General features: G+C 27.0%; 14 protein-coding genes and 2 riboswitches. Of the genes, 4 read left to right on the top strand and 10 right to left on the bottom strand.

Annotation, left to right across the window (positions count from 1 at the left end):
* Positions 1–15: 15 nt before the first annotated feature.
* On the bottom strand, positions 16–684 hold the full coding sequence (locus CLOACE_RS09105) for a ribonuclease H-like domain-containing protein (RefSeq protein WP_070110798.1): 669 nt from the start codon (positions 682–684) through the stop codon (positions 16–18).
* A 180-nt stretch (positions 685–864) separates the two neighbouring features.
* Between CLOACE_RS09105 and CLOACE_RS09100 the strand changes: the two genes are divergently transcribed.
* Both CLOACE_RS09100 and CLOACE_RS09095 read left to right on the top strand, forming a co-directional pair.
* Positions 865–1,125 carry an autorepressor SdpR family transcription factor gene (locus CLOACE_RS09100; protein WP_070110797.1) on the top strand — a complete coding sequence of 87 codons (261 nt, stop codon included), beginning with the start codon at positions 865–867 and terminating at the stop codon, positions 1,123–1,125.
* A gap of 3 nt (positions 1,126–1,128) precedes the next feature.
* Complete coding sequence (locus tag CLOACE_RS09095) at positions 1,129–1,779, top strand: SdpI family protein (RefSeq protein ID WP_070110796.1); 651 nt, start codon at positions 1,129–1,131, stop codon at positions 1,777–1,779.
* Between the two features lie 113 nt (positions 1,780–1,892).
* Here the strand turns inward: CLOACE_RS09095 and CLOACE_RS09090 are convergent, their stop codons facing one another.
* From CLOACE_RS09090 to CLOACE_RS09050, 9 genes are all read right to left on the bottom strand, one after another.
* Positions 1,893–3,056, bottom strand: coding sequence for a M20 family metallopeptidase (locus tag CLOACE_RS09090; protein WP_070110795.1), 1,164 nt, complete (start codon positions 3,054–3,056; stop codon positions 1,893–1,895).
* 23 nt (positions 3,057–3,079) lie between these two features.
* Positions 3,080–3,883, bottom strand: a complete 804-nt coding sequence (locus CLOACE_RS09085; protein WP_070110794.1) for a MetQ/NlpA family ABC transporter substrate-binding protein — start codon at positions 3,881–3,883, stop codon at positions 3,080–3,082.
* 19 nt (positions 3,884–3,902) lie between these two features.
* Positions 3,903–4,547, bottom strand: a complete 645-nt coding sequence (locus CLOACE_RS09080) for a methionine ABC transporter permease (RefSeq protein ID WP_070110793.1) — start codon at positions 4,545–4,547, stop codon at positions 3,903–3,905.
* The gene (locus CLOACE_RS09075; protein WP_070110792.1) at positions 4,537–5,505 is read right to left on the bottom strand and encodes a methionine ABC transporter ATP-binding protein; all 969 of its coding nucleotides are present in this window, start codon (positions 5,503–5,505) and stop codon (positions 4,537–4,539) included. The genes CLOACE_RS09080 and CLOACE_RS09075 overlap by 11 nt, the downstream gene beginning before the upstream one ends.
* Positions 5,506–5,583: 78 nt before the next feature.
* Positions 5,584–5,694: riboswitch (SAM riboswitch) on the bottom strand.
* 64 nt (positions 5,695–5,758) lie between these two features.
* Positions 5,759–5,867: riboswitch (SAM riboswitch) on the bottom strand.
* A 160-nt stretch (positions 5,868–6,027) separates the two neighbouring features.
* Positions 6,028–8,988 (bottom strand): type III restriction-modification system endonuclease, encoded by a 2,961-nt coding sequence (locus CLOACE_RS09070; protein WP_070110791.1) that lies wholly within the window; start codon positions 8,986–8,988, stop codon positions 6,028–6,030.
* 13 nt (positions 8,989–9,001) lie between these two features.
* Positions 9,002–10,996, bottom strand: coding sequence for a site-specific DNA-methyltransferase (locus CLOACE_RS09065; RefSeq protein ID WP_242866446.1), 1,995 nt, complete (start codon positions 10,994–10,996; stop codon positions 9,002–9,004).
* A gap of 26 nt (positions 10,997–11,022) precedes the next feature.
* Positions 11,023–11,781 carry a DUF4391 domain-containing protein gene (locus CLOACE_RS09060; protein WP_070110789.1) on the bottom strand — a complete coding sequence of 253 codons (759 nt, stop codon included), beginning with the start codon at positions 11,779–11,781 and terminating at the stop codon, positions 11,023–11,025.
* A 9-nt stretch (positions 11,782–11,790) separates the two neighbouring features.
* Positions 11,791–15,045 (bottom strand): helicase-related protein, encoded by a 3,255-nt coding sequence (locus tag CLOACE_RS09055; protein ID WP_070110788.1) that lies wholly within the window; start codon positions 15,043–15,045, stop codon positions 11,791–11,793.
* A 201-nt stretch (positions 15,046–15,246) separates the two neighbouring features.
* The gene (locus tag CLOACE_RS09050; protein WP_070110787.1) at positions 15,247–16,941 is read right to left on the bottom strand and encodes an ATP-binding protein; all 1,695 of its coding nucleotides are present in this window, start codon (positions 16,939–16,941) and stop codon (positions 15,247–15,249) included.
* 392 nt (positions 16,942–17,333) lie between these two features.
* Between CLOACE_RS09050 and CLOACE_RS09045 the strand changes: the two genes are divergently transcribed.
* Together CLOACE_RS09045 and feoB are read left to right on the top strand one after the other, a co-directional pair.
* Entirely contained in the window at positions 17,334–17,552 is a 219-nt protein-coding gene (locus tag CLOACE_RS09045; RefSeq protein WP_070110786.1) for a FeoA family protein, read from the top strand.
* Positions 17,553–17,580: 28 nt separating this feature from the next.
* Positions 17,581–19,344 (top strand): ferrous iron transport protein B, encoded by a 1,764-nt coding sequence (feoB, locus tag CLOACE_RS09040; protein ID WP_070110785.1) that lies wholly within the window; start codon positions 17,581–17,583, stop codon positions 19,342–19,344.
* Positions 19,345–19,554: the final 210 nt, after the last annotated feature.

The raw sequence follows: 19,554 nt of genomic DNA, 5'->3' as shown, positions 1-19,554 counted from the left end.
AAAATATTGCATGCTTCAATTTGCTCCTATTAATTGACTATTTAAAACTTTATCCCAATTTAAATATATATAAAATAAACTAACTACGTCTTGTTCATTGTATAATAAAATTCTTTCCTTCTTATCATTAGGCATTCTATTTATATAATCAGAATCTTTTACTATCCTTCCAAAAGTTTTAGCCAAATTTTGACCGCTTAATACTTCAGACTTTCTTAAAATATTAAATTTTTTCTCCAATGCCTTTAATCCTATTGACACTTTTTCCTGTTTCTCATATTTTTTCTGCAAGTCAATATTTACAAAACTTTCCAACACTTTGCAACTTATATTATACTTATTAAATAAATACTTAATAACAGTAAAATCATTATTACCTGAAAAAGTAATTATATATTTTTTCTTATATTTTCTTATCATTTCATAAAAATAATCTTTAATAAAATACAATATCTCTATAGAATCTTTTTCATTTTCTATCATATATTGTGTAACACATATTTTATGTTTTTCCTTATTAAAATAGCAACAGCCAAACACACCCACACATATAGGTTTTTTATATATATAATGTTCTAAATCAAAAAATAAGGAATTTTCAAGAATTTCTTTCCTATTATTAATTTTATAATCTTCTTCAGAATTAATATCTCCTACTTCTATATTATTTTGCCGAATTATCAATATTCTCACTCTTTCCAGTTATAATTTAGTCTTTTTATATTATCTCATATTTTTAGACTTTTGTGAACTATAGAACATTTTAATTTTCAATAATCTATTGACAATTATTATAGTTTATTATAAATTAATATTAGATAATTAGATATTTATCTAACTATCTAAAGGAGGTGTTATAATATAATGAACTCTACTTTTAAAGCTCTATCAGATCCTACTAGAAGAAAAATACTAGAACTTTTAAAAGATGAAGACTTAATTGCTGGAGATATTGCAAAACACTTTGATATAAGCAAACCTTCTATAAGTCATCATTTATCTATACTAAAAAATGCTAATTTAGTTTTAAGTGAAAAAGTAGGACAAAATATTTATTATTCTTTAAATACCACTGCTTTTCAAGAAATAGTAAAATGGTTATTTAATTTTAGAGAGGAGAAATAAAAAATGAAAAATAAAATAAAAAAGTCATCTATGCTATTGCTTATTTTAATTACACTTTCTATAATAGGAACTGCTCTTATTTATAATAAACTTCCAGATATTATACCAACTCATTGGAATGTTAATGGGCAAATAGACTCCTATAATAAAAAATATTTTGCATGGATTACAGGTTTGCTTCCACTATTTACTTATATTTCAATGAAAATAATACCTAAAATAGATCCAAAAAAACAATCTTTTAAAAAACATGAAAAAGCATATAATGTTTTAATTATTCTTTTAATTTTATTTTTTATATGTATTCACTGGACATCAATTCTAACATCACTAAACTATAATGTAAATATTTCTATGATAATTTCTATTTGCGTTGGAGTATTATTTTTAGTTATAGGAAATTATATGCCTCAAATTAGACCAAACTATTCTTTTGGTATTAAAACTCCTTGGACATTAGATAATGAAATAGTATGGAAAAAAACTCATAGATTGGGCGGAAATTTATTTATTTTAATAGGCATACTATTTATATTAACTTCTTTTATAGCTAATAGCATGACTTTTAATATTTGTACCATTTCAATAATTTTAGCCACTATTTATATTTACATTTACTCTTATATTCAATTTAGAAAAATACAATCAAAATAAAGTTACATTATAAAAAAATTGCATTGCAATTTTTTTAGTTAAGAGGTAAGAGAGAATAGTTAAGAGTTTTGGAGAAAAATTCTCCAAAACTCTTAACTATTCTCTCTTACCTCTTAACTATTTAAAAAGTCTATTGCATATTGTGCATATAATGATGCTCCTATTTCTAAAGCATCTTCATCTATAGTATATTTTTCACTATGTTGAGGATAAATAGCATGCTTTTCTGGATTTTTTACCCCTACAAAAGCCAAAACCCCTGGAACCTTTTCTAAATAAAAAGCAAAATCCTCTGTAACTGTCATTTTTTTCATTTTACTTATGCCTTCCTCACCTAATAACTTTATCAATGATTTTTGTGCTATACTAGAACATTTACTGTCATTAAAAGTTACTGGTGTTATAAATTTATATTCTAATTGTGCCTCAGCATTGTAAGCAGCTGCTATATTTTTTGCTATATTTTCTATTTGACTTGGAAAATTACTTCTAATATTATCATCAAAACATCTAGTTACACCTTCTAAAATAGCCTCATTTGCTATAATATTAAATCTGCTTCCAGATTTTAAACTTCCTACCGTTACTACTGCTGATTCTAAAGGATCAATTTGTCTACTAACTATAGATTGTAAATTCATTATTATTGAAGAAGCTACTACTACTGAATCTATGCATTCATGGGGTAATGCACCATGTCCACCTTTACCTTTAACTTTTATCTTAAATACATCCCCAGCAGACATTCTAGGTCCTTCTTCTACAGACACCTTTCCACACTCTAAATCACTCCACAAGTGCATAGCAAAAACACTGTCCACACCTTCTAAACCGCCTTCTTCTATAACTTTTTTAGCACCTTCTCCTATTTCTTCTGCTGGTTGAAATACTAATTTTACTGTACCATTAATTTTATCTTTTAAATCATTTAATATTTTAGCTGCTCCTAAAAGCATAGCTATATGTCCATCATGCCCACAGGCATGCATAATTCCTTTATTTTTAGATTTATATTCAAAATTAGTACATTCTTCTAGTTGCAATGCATCCATATCTGCTCTTAATAATATAGTTTTTCCATGTTTTTTTCCTTTTATTGTAGCTAGCACACCTGTTGAAGCTATATCTTGAAATTCAATTCCTGCATATTTAAGCTCTTCTTTTATTCTTTTAGATGTTTTAAATTCCTTAAAACTTACTTCTGGATTAGAGTGAAATTCTCTTCTCATATCTATTACATACTGTTTGTATTTATAAGCTAAATCTTTAACTTCCATTAAAATTCACCACTTTTCTATTTTTAAAAGGCAGCTATTAAGTTTCCTTTATACTTTTCTTCAATAAATTTTTTTACTTCTGGAGAATTTAAAGCTTTTGATAAAGCTTTTATATATTCTTTATCTTTATTTTCTTCTTTAACTACAAGTGCGTTAACATAAGGAGAATCTTTTCCTTCTAATAAAATAGAATCCTTGGATGGACTTAAATTAGCATCTAGTGCAAAATTTGTATTTATTATTGCTGCCTCTACATCGTCTAAAACTCTAACAACTTGAGGAGCATCTAGTTCTTTTATTTGAATATTTTTAGGATTACTAATTATATCAAATTTAGTAACTATTTCTCCCTTCTTTAATTTTATAAGTCCCGCACTTTCAAGTAATTTTAATGCTCTTGAACCATTAGTTGAGTCATTTGGAATAGCTATTTCTGCATTATTTTTAATATCTTTTAAATTTTTAATTTTATTTGAATATACTCCCATAGGTGCTATTACTACATTTGCTACTGGTACTAATTTAGTATGTTTTTCTTCATTAAACTTATTTAAATAAGGCACGTGTTGAAAAAGGTTTGCATCTATTTCTCCATCATCTAAAGATGTATTTGGTGTTACATAATCTGTGAATTCAACTATTTTTAGCTTATATCCTTCTTTTTCTAACTCTGGTTGAGCTTTTTCAACAATTTCTTTAAAAGGCACAGGAGTAATTCCTATTGTTATTTCCTTTTTATTATTATCTGCTTTTTTGTCACTACCTCCGCATCCTATAAATGCAAGAGCAAAAATTAATGTTAATGTTATAGATATTATTTTTTTCATTTATAAATCCCTCCAAATTTTATTTTATTAATTTTTTATATAAAACATTTCCTATTCCCTGAAATGCTTGTACAAGAACAATAAGAATAAGTATTGTGTATACCATTAAATCTACTTTAAATCTATAGTAACCATATTTTATAGCTACATCTCCAAGACCTCCTCCTCCAATGGCACCTGCCATTGCAGAGTAACCTACAACGCTTATAACTGTTAATGTTATACCTGATACTATTGCAGGCAATGCTTCTTTTACCATAACTTTAAAAATAATTTGCATATCACTAGCTCCAAAGGATTTAGCAGCTTCTATAACTCCTTTATCCACTTCTACAAGGGCAGATTCTATAACCCTTGTAGCAAAAGGTGCTGCACCTATTGTTAAAGGAACTATAGCTGCTGTAGTACCTATGGTCTTACCTACTATTATTTTTGTTAGAGGAAATATAGCTATCATTAATATTACAAAGGGAAAAGACCTTAATGTATTAATAATTGTTCCTAACACACTATTTATAAATTTACTTGGTTTTAATCCTTCTTCATTAGTTAATACTAATATAATTGCAAATATAAATCCTATAATTACTGCAAGGAATGTTGAAATCAAAACCATATATAAAGTTTCTCCTAAAGCTTTTAAAAGCACTTGGCTAATTTCCATTGCTTATAACCTCCCAATTAATATCCCTTTCATCTAGGAACTTACATATTTTTTCTTTATTTTCTTCTGATGTATTAATAACTAAATTTCCTAAAACATCATCTTTAAATCTTTCTAATTTTCCCCAAACTATAGATACATCAATATCTAATTTTCTTGCCATAGATGTTATAATACACTGCATACTTTGGTCCTTAGGAAAAAATAATTTTATATTTACTCCCTCATCAGGTAATACTTCTTCTTCTCCAAGTAATCTTTTTAAATTTTTATCTGGCTTTAAAAATAACTTTTCTACTTTTCCTATGGATTTTACTTCGCCTTTTTCTAATATAGCTACCCTATCACATATTTCTTTTACTACTTCCATTTGATGGGTTACTATTACTATTGTTATATTTAATTTTTCATTTATTTCTTTTAAAAGCTGCAGTATAGATTTTGTAGTGTTTGGATCTAATGCAGAAGTAGCTTCATCACATAATAATATTTCAGGTTGTAGTGCTAATGCTCTAGCTATGGCTACTCTTTGTTTTTGCCCTCCACTTAATGCTTTAGGCTTGCTATCTACTTTATCTTCTAGCTCTACTAATTTTAATAGTTCCTTAACTCTTAAGGAAATTTTATCTTTACTAAATCCCCAAGTTTCTAGTGGAAAAGCTATATTATCAAATACATTTTTTCTACTTAACAAATTAAAATTTTGAAATATCATACCTAAATTTTTTCTAAATTCTCTTATAGACTGACCTTTTAGTTCTTTTACTTCATTATCCATAATTCTTATACTTCCTACATCATAATCCTCTAATCCATTAAAACATCTAAGTAAAGTAGATTTACCTGCTCCACTATGTCCTACTATTCCAAATATTTCTCCCTTTTTAATATTCATACTTACATTTTTAAGTGCAGTATACCCTAAAAAATTTTTGCTGACATTCTTTACCTCAATCAATTAATAACCCTCCATCTTATTTTTTATATGTTCTAGAAAAGCTCAAGGAAAACCTTGAGCTTTATAGCATCTTAGATTTCCTTATCTCTCAGTTTAAATGCTGCAGGAGTTGGCACCTTTATATTATTTTAAATAATATATGGTTGCCGGGCTTCATTGGGCCAGTCCCTCCACCTCTCTAGATAAGTTGTATTATATTTAATTTAAAAAATAAAACTCAAAGGAAATCTTTGAGTTTTTTATCTCATAAAATTCCTTATCTTTCAGCTTAATGCTGCAGGAGTTGGCACCATGATATTATTTAAAATAATACCGGTTGCCGGGTTTCATTGGGCCAGTCCCTCCACCTCTCTAGATAATTTGACAAGTTTATTTTGTTTTATTCATATTATAAATACTATTCTACAATTTGTCAACAAAAAAATAATAATATCATAGATTTAGCACCTAAATTCCTTGTATTTGACTAATATGGTTGCATCATCAAAAAAAAAAAAAGATGCTAATCAAGTAATTGGAGAATTATACATTTTCAATAAATTTCTCAAAGTCATCAGTTTCCCTAAATCTAGTTTCATTGCCTAGTGCCTTAAAATGCTTTTTTCCACATTCAATCTTTTTCTTTTCCTTTTCTCTTAAGTCTTCTGATAAAATACTTCCCTTTGTTTCAACTACAAAATATAGTTTTTCTGTATTATCTTTTTCTATTAATACTGCCCAGTCTGGATTATAAGTCCCTAATGGTGTTTCTATTTTAAACCAATTTGGTAACTTTATATACAATTTTACACTATCATTTTTTTCAAATTTCTTTGCAAATTCAGCTTCTTTATCTGAATCATAAATAACATAATCATAAACAGACTTTCTACTTTCTATCATATTTTTTGATAGATATCCACTTAACTCTTGAATTTCAAATAACTCTTGAGCGTAAAACTCATAATCCCCTATTTTTTCATACTTAATACCATCAACTATCATTAACCTCATTTTTCTTTTAATGATTTTAGCTACTTCATCCATAAACTTTTGAGGATTCTTTTTAAAATCCTCTAACCTTTGTGATTTTTTTAATATGTCTACTAAGGTTCTTCTTGTTAGATTTGTTTGATTTTGGAGAAAAGTTATTATATCTGGTAATACAAAATTAGGTTCTTCTATATCTATACTATACCTATTATTTTCTTCTGTAAGCATTCCAGCTTTGGTTATATCTACTTCTGCCTTTGAATAAATCAATTTAGCTTTATTTATAATAAGATCATTTTTTATTTCCTCTGCACACTTATTTATAAGATCATTAGAATCAAAGTGGACTGAGTATGTGGTTTTATATTTTATTTTATCCCAAAGTTCCTTAAATTCAGCCTTAAAAATTTCGTCTTCATTAACTCTTTTGTTTAATTTTACAGGCATTTTATCATCTGCATTTTTTAAATTTAAATTACCAGCTATTGTTTTAAGGTTATTGACTATTTGATTCTCTACCCCTTTAAACTCTTGTGGTATCTCTACCTTTTGCTCTTTTAGGGCTGTTTTTAGCTTATCTGTTACTTTACCTTTATTGTCTATATACTTCATTTCTTTTAAATGATTAAATATTTTTTCTGATGCTTCTTGTTCTAAATAAGTGTTTTCACCATCTTTTGCCACTATAATATTAGCAAAATTATGCTTTTCAACTATTCCAAATCTAATTCCTTCATCTTCTTCATATTCATTTTGCAGTTTTCTTGCAAAGTCTTCATAGCTTTCATTAGCCATTATAGTTAAAGTATTTACATTAAAACCGTATACTCTTTCACCCTGTTGATTTACTGCTAATCTAAGTCCTCTACCTATTTCTTGTCTCTTTTTTAATTCTGATTTTGTTTCGTTTAAAGTACATATTTGAAACACATTAGGGTTATCCCAACCTTCTTTTAAGGCTGAATGGGAGAATATAAATTTTAATTTTGTATCAAAACTTAATAATTTTTCTTTATCTTTCATAATTAAGCTATAGGCATCTTCATCTGCTAGAGTATTACCCCTTGTATCTTTTAATCTTCCTTTTTTATCTTGAGCAAAATATCCATTATGAACTTGTTCTGCCTCTGTTTCTATATCCACATCATTAAAAAGAGTTTTATATTTAGGGTTTTGCATAGCTTTTTTATATTCTTCTTCAAACCAAAGGGCATATTTCCCTTTTTGTGGATTTTCTTCTTTGTCTATAGTCCTATAGTTTGCAACTTTATCTATGAAAAATAAACTAAGTACCTTTATACCTTCTTTTTTAAGTTTAAGCTCTTTATTTAAATGTTCTTCAATAGTTTTTCTTATTTGGGTTCTTTTAATTATATCATCATCAATTTCACCACGAACTTCTCCTAATGTTATAGGTTCATGTCCTACAAAGGAAACATATTCATCTCCCTCTTTAGCATTTATTTCTGTAATTTGATATCCTTTATACACTTCTCTTCTTCCAGATAATTCATACAAATCATCTTCTACTTTATATTGTTTTGCCTTTCTTACTATAGTTCCTTTTTTATCATCCCAAATATCTATTTCAAGTTTTGCCTTAATGGGAGACTTTTTATTATTTACACTTATAAGTTTTATGTAAGCTGCATTATTATTGTCTTTTGAAATAACACTAGCAACTTCTATTTGTTTTACTAATTGTCTTTCATAGGCATCTACTGCATCTAGTCTAAACATTAAATTATGTTTCTGTTTATGGGTAGCAGAATATCCTACTGTACATAATGGATTTAATGAATTAATTGCATCCATAGCTTTTTGGGTACTGGCTGAACTTTGAGGTTCATCTATAATTACAATAGGATTAGTTTCTTTTATAAACTCAATAGGCTTAACTCCATTAGTTTTTTCATTATCTATATTAATTACATTACTATCTTTGTTAAAGGATTGAATGGTCATAACCATTATTCTTATATTGTCACTGGTTGCAAAATCTCTTATAATATCTAGTTTTTGAGATTTATATTCATAAGCTTTAAATATTACATTATCATAAAGACCTTTAAAATGTTCTGTCATAATATCTATAGACTTAACAACACCTTCTTTAATGGCAACGGAGGGAACTACTATAACAAATTTTGTAAAGCCATATTTAGCATTAAGCTCAAATATGGTTCTTAAATAAACATAGGTCTTTCCTGTACCTGTTTCCATTTCTACTGTGAATTTATAGTTGCTTTTACCTAAATCTTTTAAAATTGAAGGTTTAAGTCCATTTTTAAGTTGAATCTCTCTTACATTTTTTAAAATATCCTCTTCATCCAGCTCTAATTTATTTCCTATACCTAAATCTGTTATAAGCTTACCTTCTGTTCCTGCCTTATCCATTAAAGCAGATACTGTAAAGTTTGCTTGGGCTGGGGTTTGTCCTTTAAAAATATCAACTATAGAAGATATACTTTCCTTTTGATAGTCTAAATCTGGATTAAATTGTAACTTCATGTAAGCTTCCCTCCTATATGCTCATTATTTCATTTTCATTTATGTTATTTCTTTTTAAAATTTCTATAGCATTAGTTTTTACAGAATCCGTTTTAAATCCATTATCTTTAAATACTATTCTAGTGGTTTCAGGATTTAATTCATTTTTTAGATCTACAATACCATTAACCACCTCTAAAGTAATTTCATTATCTAAACAAATTATTAAAGCTCCAAAGCCTATGCTAAATACTTTCTTTCCACTAATTTCTCTAATTTCAATAGGATAAGTTAAATCAATACCATACTTAAGCATTATTTCATAAACCACATCTTCTTCTGTTCTTCCTGGAACAAAGTTATCAACCATTTCATCTAATCTGTTTGCTATGTCTTCATAACTTGGATTCCAAGGCTTAATATTAGAAGAATCTAACTTAAACACCTTAAATCCAATATCTAAATCCTCAATGCCTTCTTTATCCTTGTTTTCTTCAATAATTTTATCCCCTGCACGTCTTATACGTTCTTTACCTATCTCTGATAAATAATGACTTTTATTTATCTTGTCTAAAAACTCAATGCTCTTTTTAATAGTAGTTTTAGCTTTCTTAGATGCATATTTTGATGATTCATCTAAATCCTCAGGTAATTGAATAAGTATAAACTTTCTATATTTATTACTTTCTAAGTTAAGTCTAATTATTGCATCTGCAGTACTAGCTGAACCTGAAAAGAAATCTAAAATAATATCATCATCGTCAAACGATATAAATCTAATTAACTTCTTTAATAAATTTACTGATTTTGGATTATCAAATACTTTTTCTCCCATAATTTCGCTTAAATATTTAGTCGAAATCCTGTTATCCTCATAATAGTAGCTCTTAAGTAACTCTGTAGCTGTATTAATTCTCTTTTTTATTTTAGGAATTGTACTTTCATCTTCTCCCCAAAGAACATCGCCTTTCCTCTCTGCATCCCAAAATGTATTTTCAGGCCACCTATAACCATTTTCTGGTTTTGAACACACCTTTTTAGTTATCGGATGAATAATATCATAATAATAATCTCCAGGAGAAGTATTAGATGGATTGCCTGGGTAAAACACTCCTTTTTCATCTACATAGTTATAATGTTCTACTCCTGATAAATCTAGCTTATTATTCTTTTTATTTGAATTTATCCACTTTCTTAAGTCCCTCTGTATCTCTTCAGTATCAGCATATATATGTTTTAATTCTAAATATTTATTATTTATTACTTCAGCTTTTTCTGATTCTACTATCCAATTATTTTGATAATCACTATTTTTTGCATAACATAAAATATATTCGTGAACCATTGCAATTTGTGTCGCATTATTGTCAGTAGCCGTCTCCCAAATTATTTCTCCAACATAATTTCCTTCTCCAAATATTTCATGACACATTTTTCTCAAATTGTCTACTTCCTTATTATCTATAGATATAAATATAACCCCATCTTCTTTTAATAAGTTTCTAGCCAATCTTAATCTTGGATACATCATATTTAACCAATCTGTGTGATATCTTCCACTTTTTTCTGAATTTGTGGATGTTTTATTTCCTTCTTCATCAACTTGTCCTGTTATTTTTAAGTAATTTTTAAGGTTATCTTTGTAATCATCTTTATATACAAAATCATTTCCTGTATTATAGGGTGGGTCTATGTATATCATTTTTATTTTGTTTTGATAGCTTTTTTGAAGTAGTTTTAAAACTTCTAGGTTATCTCCTTCTATATATAGGTTTTCTGTGGTATCCCAATTTTTACTTTCTTCTTTGCATGGTCTTAGTGTACCTCTTGATGGGGTTTGTGCTATTCTTATGGCTTTTGATTTTCCATGCCATTCGAATCTGTATCTTTCTTCTTTGTCCTCTATATATTCACCTAAAACTTCTTGTAATCTTTCAAAATCAACTTTATCTTCACAAAATACTTCTGGGAATATTTCTTTTAGTTTCCCTATATTTTCTTTAACTATATTTAGGCTATATCCGTCCATTTTTTCCACTTTATGTTCCCCCCAACTTATGCTTTTAGTTTTTCAATTAAATTGTTTCTTTTTGATTCTATGTTTTTTATTTTTATATTTATATCTAATCTTTTATTAAAATGCTGCTCTTTTTTTAAATCTCCTCTTAATTTTTCAACTTTTAAATTTAAGTTTTCTATTTCTGTATTTAAAGTATTTACTTCTTCTATATCTTTATTTTTCAAATTATCAAAGTCACCTGTAATATTTGAGGCATTAAAAATATTAATTTTATCTACAAAGCTGCAATAAAATTTATATATATTTATAAAAGAAAACTCTTTTATATTTAAGGATTCTAGGAATTTTTCCTCATTATATTTTAAATTTAAAAGATTTATCCATGGGCTATAGATATAATCCTCCACAGTATTTTTGCTAATATCTACTTTGTTAACCCTTTTGTTAGCTGTATTCAAAAGAATTTTATCTTCCTTAACAAATACTAATATTAACGGATATGGTATAGTGTTTTGTATTATTTCAGCTATCCTCTTATACTTTTTATCATCATTTAATAATACCTCAATAACAGCTATTTCTTCGTAGTCTAGTTCCTCTGTTTTATATGGTTTTATATTTAGGTTGTCTTCTTTAAAGGAATATTTCCAAAGTATCTTATCAATGTGATTTGTAAATATATCTTTATCCTTAACATTCATATTAGCATTTTCATAAAATAATTTTTTAAATATAGTATTTCCTACTTCACAGTCTTTTGGTATATTCATTTTTTCATATAGTTTATGTATCATAATTTCCCCCTATTTAATAACCAAAAATGATACTAATTCAAAATCTTCAATGCCTTTAAATAAGCTCTTTTGTATAGTGGTTCCTCCTTTAGCAAATAAAGAGGCAACTCCTTTTTCTTCTTTTTTACCAATTATATTATCAATAGCATCTTCTAAAAGACTGGAATAGACTTTCATATCTTTTCCATCATTAGTTTCATTATTAAACTCTTTAACTATATCTTTTAATACTTCATTTTTTCCTGAACATAATTTTCTATAAAAATCTAATATTTTCTTTGTGTGAATATAATTATATTTAACCTTTCCATCCTCATAAACATAAACCATATAATATGGATATAAAGAATTACTTTCCTCTGGTTTTACACTGTGATTAACTTGTTTTAAAGTAAATATAACCCCTGGCTTTATTTGTTCTTTTAATTCTTCATCTTCAATAGTAGAAACTGCATACATACCTAATGGTGCTTTTTCTAAATCTTCTTCATGGTTTTTCATATATTCCATTAAATCCATTTTAAAATCATTCATGGTAAGGTCTGTAATGGATATTCCTCCAGATATATCTTCAAGGTCAACTACTTCGTTTTGTAATTGTGTTAATTGTTTTTTTCTATACTCTAGGTCATTCATTTTAGATTTTCCACTATTATCTATAATATTTTCTTCTCCTGTGGCAGAAATATCTAAAAGCATCATTCTTCCAGTAACTCTAGCTTCAAGATTTATATATTCATCTAGTTCCATATTAGGCCAAAAGTTTACTAATTGTATGCTATTATTTTTTGAACCTAATCTATCTATTCTACCAAACCTTTGAATTATTCTAACTGGGTTCCAGTGTATATCATAATTTATTAGATAATCACAATCTTGAAGGTTTTGCCCTTCTGATATACAATCTGTGGCTATTAGTATATCTATTTCCTCTTTCATATCTGGAAAAATCTTTTCTCTTTCCTTTGATTTTGGTGAGAAATTTGTAAGTACTGCATTTAAATCTTTTTTATTTACTCCCTTTAGAGTACATTTATTATCACCAGATCCTGTAACTAAAGCTGTATGTAAGTTAAATTCATCTTTAATCCATGGGGATAAACTTTCATATAAATAATTTGCTGTATCTGCAAAGGCTGAAAATATAATGATTTTCTTATTTCCTTCATTTAAGGGATTATTAATCTTATCTATTATTTTTTCTTTTAAATTATTAAGTTTTGCATCTCTATTTTTAACAACTTTAGCTGCTTCAAAAATAAGCTCTTCTAGTTTCTTTTTATCCTCTTCTAGGTCTTGTTTCCACTTAATTAAATCCATATCTTGTATTAAGACTTTAACTTTATTTCCTATTAGTGAATCCTCTAATGTATCATCATCAATCTCAATATCTGATATATTTAAGGATGGATCAAAATCCATTTGATTTTTCTCAATTTTATCCAAAGTATAATCTATTTGTTTTAGAAGTTTAGCTATGGTAATTCCAAAGGAATTAATAGAGCTTTCCATTCTTTTTAATATATTTACCCTCATTAAACTAATTAAACTTTGTTCTCTGTCCACTTGTCTAAATACAGATTGTCCACCCTTTACTGAGGTATCATATTTTTTATCATATTCTGCTCTTTTTTCTGGTAATACATATTTAAGTGGTGCATAGGTGCTTAAATTAAGGTTTCTAATAACTTTATTTACATGTTCTAAAGGTGGAAATTCATTCATTTGGTCAATATTAGATTGAATATTTATAGGTTTTAACCTTTTAGGGAATTTACCGATTTCGGCTACGTCATAATATTTTTCAACATGTTTTCTTGACCTTGCTATGGTTACGGTATCTAGAAGTTTAAAGTAATCCATATTCATCATTTCCATGAAAGTATCTAAGGTTCTTTCATCTTCTTCTAATTCTGTCCATTTATTAAATACTAGTTGTGCTTTTCTAAGTGTTAATTCAATACTAGGTATACCCTCTGACTCAAAGGCATTATCTCTACCTTCTGTGATAAAGTTAATTTGATTCTTTAGGTCATTCATCCTATTATTTACAGGGGTTGCAGATAACATTAATATCTTTGTTTCGGCTCCGCTTTTTATAACATCATTTAATAGTTTAGAATATCTAGTTACCTTTTCATTTCTAGCATTATTATTTCTAAAATTATGGGATTCGTCTATAACTACTAAATCATAATTGCTCCAATTTATAGTTTCTAAATTAATTTCTCCTGAGTAACCGGTTTCTCTGCTTAAATCAGTATGATTTAACACATCATAATTAAATCTATCCTTTAATAATATATTTCTCTTATCATTTAAAGTATAAATTGTCCAGTTTTCTCTTAACTTTTTAGGGGCTAATACTAGTACTCTATGATTTCTAAGTTCATAATATTTTATAACTGCTAGTGCTGAAAAAGTTTTTCCCAGTCCTACAGAATCTGCAATTATACATCCGCCATGTTTTTCTATTTTGTCTATGGCTCCTATAACTCCATCCTTTTGGAATTTATATAGTTTGTTCCAAATTTCTGTTTTTTTAAATCCTATTTTTGTTTTAACTATATTGTCCTCTGTTATTTCTCCTAAATAATTTTTAAATATATTGTACAATGTTACAAAATATATAAACTCTGGGGTGTTTTCTTTGTATATGAGCTGCATTTGTTCCAAAACTTTTGTTTTTACATCCTGAACTAAAGTATCATCTTCCCATATATTATCAAACATTATGAGAAATTGATTAGTATATTCTTTTCCATACATACATGTATTCATATCCATTCTATTAGATGGAGAAAATCCTAAGCCATCTGTAGTAAAATCAACTGTTCCATTTATAGATATGTTATCCTCTTTGTTTTCTATGTATATAAGTCTTTGTTGTGCTGAATTTGGTTTTATAAGGGATTTAAATTCAACCTTATTTTTAATCCAATCAGCGCACTCTTTAGCTATGCTTGCTTGATTCATTTCATTTCTCATTTTAATTTCAAATTCATTGCCTGATATTTTATGTTCGGGCGTTCTATCTATAAAATATGTTCTAACTAATTCTTTATCTTTTTTTACAAAGGTAGGTTCTGTAAACAGAAATCTTAACTTATCAACTTTATTTAATTCTTTGCTTAGTTCTTTGTAAGCAAAAATAGTAAAATAGGCTGATATTATTGATAATTTTGAATGACTTTTTATACTATTTTTAAGTTCCTCTCCTACCTTACCAAACTGCTTATTATCTAATATTTTAGGTTGCTGCATACTCAATCCCCTCCCATCTAATAGTGTTCAAAATTTTTACATAATTCCTTACTATTATTTTACACGTTATATGAATAAATTCAAACCTAGAACTAAAAAGCATTTATAAAAATATTTATTTTTTAACATAAAAAAGAATGCCTTTTAAGACATCCTTCCACAGTAAATATTAAATGCTATTTATTATACTTCTATATTCCTTTATACTTTCACAGTATAAATATCCTTTTTCCCTACCACAATAACTAATGCTTTTTTTAAATCTTCTAATCCAAGCTCCTCTTTTACCATTTTACTTTCAGCATATCCTTGAAGTTGTTTTAGTCCTTCTTCTTTTACTTTTTCTAAGGTATTTCTTTCACTTTCTTTTATATATTTTAATTCTATAATCCACTGGAATTTAGTTATATCTTTAAATTGAATTTTTCTCTTAAGCATTATATCTGCATAACCTTTACTATTTTCCACTTCGCTTTGTATAAAATAGGTTCCATCTATCCCTAAAAGAGTTAAAAAAATCATTTTAATGTGCTTTTCATCCATTTTCATTAAATCTCTATTGGATAAATATTCTAGTATTTTACCTATAATATCTACTAAAGGTTCAATCTTTCCATATGCTCTCATTTCAGTTATTGCATCTCTAACATCTTTTATTTGTATATTGTATTCCAAATTCATTCTTTGAAAATACTGCTCCCAATAAATTGTTTTTATCACGTAATTAGGTACTTTAAGTATAGTACCACTAAGTCCTTGTTCCTTTATTGTAAGCATACCTAGATAAAATAATAGGGATTTAAAATTTTCACTTACACTGTACATAGTATGAATATTAAATCTATCCACTAGCATAGTAGATGTTTCTCCCTTCGTCATTATTTCCTCTAAAGCTCCCTTGTTATTAAAATTATATGCTAGTTGATTAACTTTTCCGTAATCTGTTTTTACATTATTGTCTATCATCTCTTTTGGATAGCGATTATACATTAAATAATTATCTAAAAAATACATGGACATATCTGGATTAAAAACTGATTTACTATTTTCATTAAACTTGTATCCATCATAGTAAGTAGTCATATCAGTGCATATTTTTTCTCTAAGCTCTATATCCTTTATATTTACTTCATCCATAATCCAAGATAATTCTTTCCTTGTAAATCCCATCATGGCATTAAGATTTTCATCTAGAGTATAGTTTCTAGTTATGTTAAATCCACTAGTTAAATCATCTAGCATTATAGGACTTACACCTGTCATAAATATTCTGTTAAAATTATCCATAGTTGCATCTTTTAAAGCTTTATAAAATACCTTAACAAAACCTTCACCATGAAGGATACTTTCATAGGTACTTTGGCTTCCTCCTGTAATTAATTCATTGGCAAAGTTATCATATTCATCTATTAAAACAAATACCTGCTTATTATTAATTTTACTAAGCATACTTATATGAGCTACCACCATTTCTGCACTCATATTTTCCATAGGTAACTTATTTTCACCTAAAATATCACCATATTTATATAAAAATTCTCTTGCTGCTGATGCAACCTTAAAATTAAAACTTTTTCTTAATTCTTCTTCCCCATGTCCTGCATCTACTCCTGCAAAACTTATTTTCCACACAAGAAAGCTATTTCTCTCTTCTGTAGGTTTTTTTCCTATATATAAATCATCAAATAATTCTTCAAATCTATCTTTCTTATTTATATCATAATAATTCTCAAGCATAGATATAAAAAGACTTTTCCCAAACCTTCTAGGTCTTATAAAAAAATTATAGGGAGCATATCTATCTAAAATTTCTATATAAGAAGTTTTATCTACATAAAGATAATTTTTTTTTCTTAACACCTCAAAGTTAGAAATACCATAAGGTATTCTTTTCATTTCCTCTCACTCCTAACTATATCTCGTATATATTTCTATACGTTCATTGATTTTCTCTATCCTTCAGCAATCCATTTTTCTAACATTTAACAATATATAATTTCTTATTTTATAGTATACCCTATATTTAATATCATTTGAATAAAAGATGGAGACTTATAAATTGTTCCTTTTTTATTCTATGTTTTTTATTTTTATATTTATATCCAATCTTTTATTAAAATACTACTCTTTTTTCTGGTAATACATTTTTCTAAGCAGCAATTACTACTATATTTACCCACTAAAATTATACTCTAATACCAACATTAAAATTATTGACAATACCCCTATGTAATGCTATTATATAAATATAATTAGTTGATAATGATTTTCATTGTGAGGTGAAATTTATGAGCATTTATGATTTAAAACCTGGTGAAAAAGCTTATATAAATAATATAGTGGGAAATGAAAAATTAGCTAAAAGATTATTAGCATTAGGATGTATAGAAGGTACAGAGGTATCATTAAAAACTACTGCACCTCTAGGTGATCCATTAATTATAAATTTAAGAGGATTTAATTTAGCAATAAGAAAAAACGATGCAAAAAACATACTAATTAAATAGATAAATTATATAAATTAAGGAGGGTAAAATGTTAGTTGCAGCACTAATAGGAAATCCAAATGTAGGAAAAACTTCTCTTTTCAATTTATTAACTGGTTCTAATCAATATGTAGGTAATTGGGCTGGAGTAACTGTAGAAAAAAAAGAAGGTTATTTAGATAATAAAATTAAAATTGTTGACCTTCCTGGTATATATGCTATGGACACTTTTTCAAATGAAGAAAAAGTATCAAAGAATTTTCTTATGAATGATGATGTAGATATTATTATAAATATAGTAGATGCTTCTAATTTAGATAGAAATCTTTATTTAACCACTCAACTTAAACAATTTAATAAACCTATAATATTATTATTAAATATGATTGATGTAGCAGATTCTAAAGGCATACAGATAGATTATAAAAAACTATCAGAAGAATTAAATGTTACTGTATTACCTATTTCTGCTTCTAAAGGTATAGGTATAGAGGATTTAAAAAAGTTATTAACAGAAGAAAATTTTAATGAGTATACACAAAATACTTATAAAGAATTTGCATCAGAAAAAGAAACTTATAATTATATAGAAGATATTTTAAATAAATGTTTAGTCTGTACTAAGGGTCAGTCCCCTGCTATTAGTGAAAAAATAGATAATTTATTACTTAATAAATTTTTAGCATATCCTATATTTTTATTAATACTTTTTTTAACATTTAAGTTCACTTTTAGTTGGGTTGGACAACCCTTAGCTGATAAATTAGAAACTATTTTAAATCATAATTTTGTTCCGTTTTTAACCAATTTATTAATCAATAGTAGCGATTGGTTTAGATCTCTTATTATAGATGGTATAGTTGGCGGTGTAGGTTCTGTAATTGTATTTTTACCTATAATTTTATCACTATTTTTATGTATATCTTTCTTAGAAGATAGTGGATATATGGCTAGAGCTGCCTTTATTATGGACAAGCTAATGAGAAAAATGGGACTTTCAGGAAAAGCCTTTATTCCTCTTATTGTAGGTTTTGGCTGTTCTGTACCTGGAATAATGTCATCTAGAACTTTAGAAAGTGAAAAAGATAGAAAACTTACAGCATTATTAGTACCTCTTATGTCTTGTAATGCTAGACTGCCTGTTTATTCTTTATTTGCTTCAGCATTTTTTCCAGGAAAAGAGATTTATGTTGTAATGTCATTATATTTATTAGGTATTATAATTGCATTTATTTTGGGAATTATTTTTAAGAATACTATATTTAAAAAAGATGAGGAACCTTTTATTATAGAACTTCCTCAATATAAGTTACCTGAATTAAAAAATATTACTTTACACACTTGGGAAAAAGGAAAAGGTTTCGTAAAAAAAGCTGGAACAATAATATTTTCAATATCAATTATAGTGTGGATTTTATCAAACTTTAATTTTTCAGGACTAACTGATATAAATAATAGCATGTTAGCTTATATAGGTAAATTCATAAGTCCTATTTTTAAACCATTAGGATTTGGTTCTTGGCAAAATTCTGTATCAATACTTACAGGAATAATGGCTAAAGAAGTTATAATAGGTTCTATGGGAGTAATTTATGGCGGAAATTTAAAAGTATCTTTACTTAATAATTTTACAACACTCTCTGCTTATAGCTTTTTAATATTTGTGTTGTTATATACTCCTTGCGTATCTGTTGTAGCAACTATGAAAAAAGAATATGGAAACAAAATGGCTGTTTTTTCTGTTTTTTACCAATTTACATTAGCTTGGCTAATTTCTTTCCTAGTATATAATTTAGGTATATTAATTTTTTAGTGTGCTAAATAAAAAATGATTGAGATAATTTGCAAATATAAAATAATTAAAAATAAATTATATAAAAATAATAAGCAAAGTAGCATAAAGAAAGTTTGTAAATAATTTGAATGAATTTTAGACAATCTTAGAAGAAAAAATAAAAAAACTCCGTAATTCATCACAGGACGTGATGAGCCAATTTCCGCCCCAAGGACGGGGCATAAATTG

It is taken from the genome of Clostridium acetireducens DSM 10703, from assembly GCF_001758365.1.
Taxonomy (GTDB): domain Bacteria; phylum Bacillota; class Clostridia; order Clostridiales; family Clostridiaceae; genus Clostridium_C; species Clostridium_C acetireducens.
Note: the sequence above shows the minus strand (reverse complement) of the source record. Positions and strands in the feature narration are given on the sequence as shown.

Bases quoted from the DNA above. Each gene is read 5' to 3' on its own strand.
- CLOACE_RS09090 (WP_070110795.1), bottom strand. From the start codon at position 3,056: ATGGAAGTTAAAGATTTAGCTTATAAATACAAACAGTATGTAATAGAT.
- CLOACE_RS09055 (WP_070110788.1), bottom strand. From the start codon at position 15,045: ATGCAGCAACCTAAAATATTAGATAATAAGCAGTTTGGTAAGGTAGGA.
- CLOACE_RS09080 (WP_070110793.1), bottom strand. From the start codon at position 4,547: ATGGAAATTAGCCAAGTGCTTTTAAAAGCTTTAGGAGAAACTTTATAT.
- CLOACE_RS09050 (WP_070110787.1), bottom strand. From the start codon at position 16,941: ATGAAAAGAATACCTTATGGTATTTCTAACTTTGAGGTGTTAAGAAAA.
- CLOACE_RS09100 (WP_070110797.1), top strand. From the start codon at position 865: ATGAACTCTACTTTTAAAGCTCTATCAGATCCTACTAGAAGAAAAATA.
- CLOACE_RS09095 (WP_070110796.1), top strand. From the start codon at position 1,129: ATGAAAAATAAAATAAAAAAGTCATCTATGCTATTGCTTATTTTAATT.
- CLOACE_RS09045 (WP_070110786.1), top strand. From the start codon at position 17,334: ATGAGCATTTATGATTTAAAACCTGGTGAAAAAGCTTATATAAATAAT.
- feoB (WP_070110785.1), top strand. From the start codon at position 17,581: ATGTTAGTTGCAGCACTAATAGGAAATCCAAATGTAGGAAAAACTTCT.
- CLOACE_RS09070 (WP_070110791.1), bottom strand. From the start codon at position 8,988: ATGAAGTTACAATTTAATCCAGATTTAGACTATCAAAAGGAAAGTATA.
- CLOACE_RS09085 (WP_070110794.1), bottom strand. From the start codon at position 3,883: ATGAAAAAAATAATATCTATAACATTAACATTAATTTTTGCTCTTGCA.
- CLOACE_RS09060 (WP_070110789.1), bottom strand. From the start codon at position 11,781: ATGATACATAAACTATATGAAAAAATGAATATACCAAAAGACTGTGAA.
- CLOACE_RS09065 (WP_242866446.1), bottom strand. From the start codon at position 10,996: ATGGACGGATATAGCCTAAATATAGTTAAAGAAAATATAGGGAAACTA.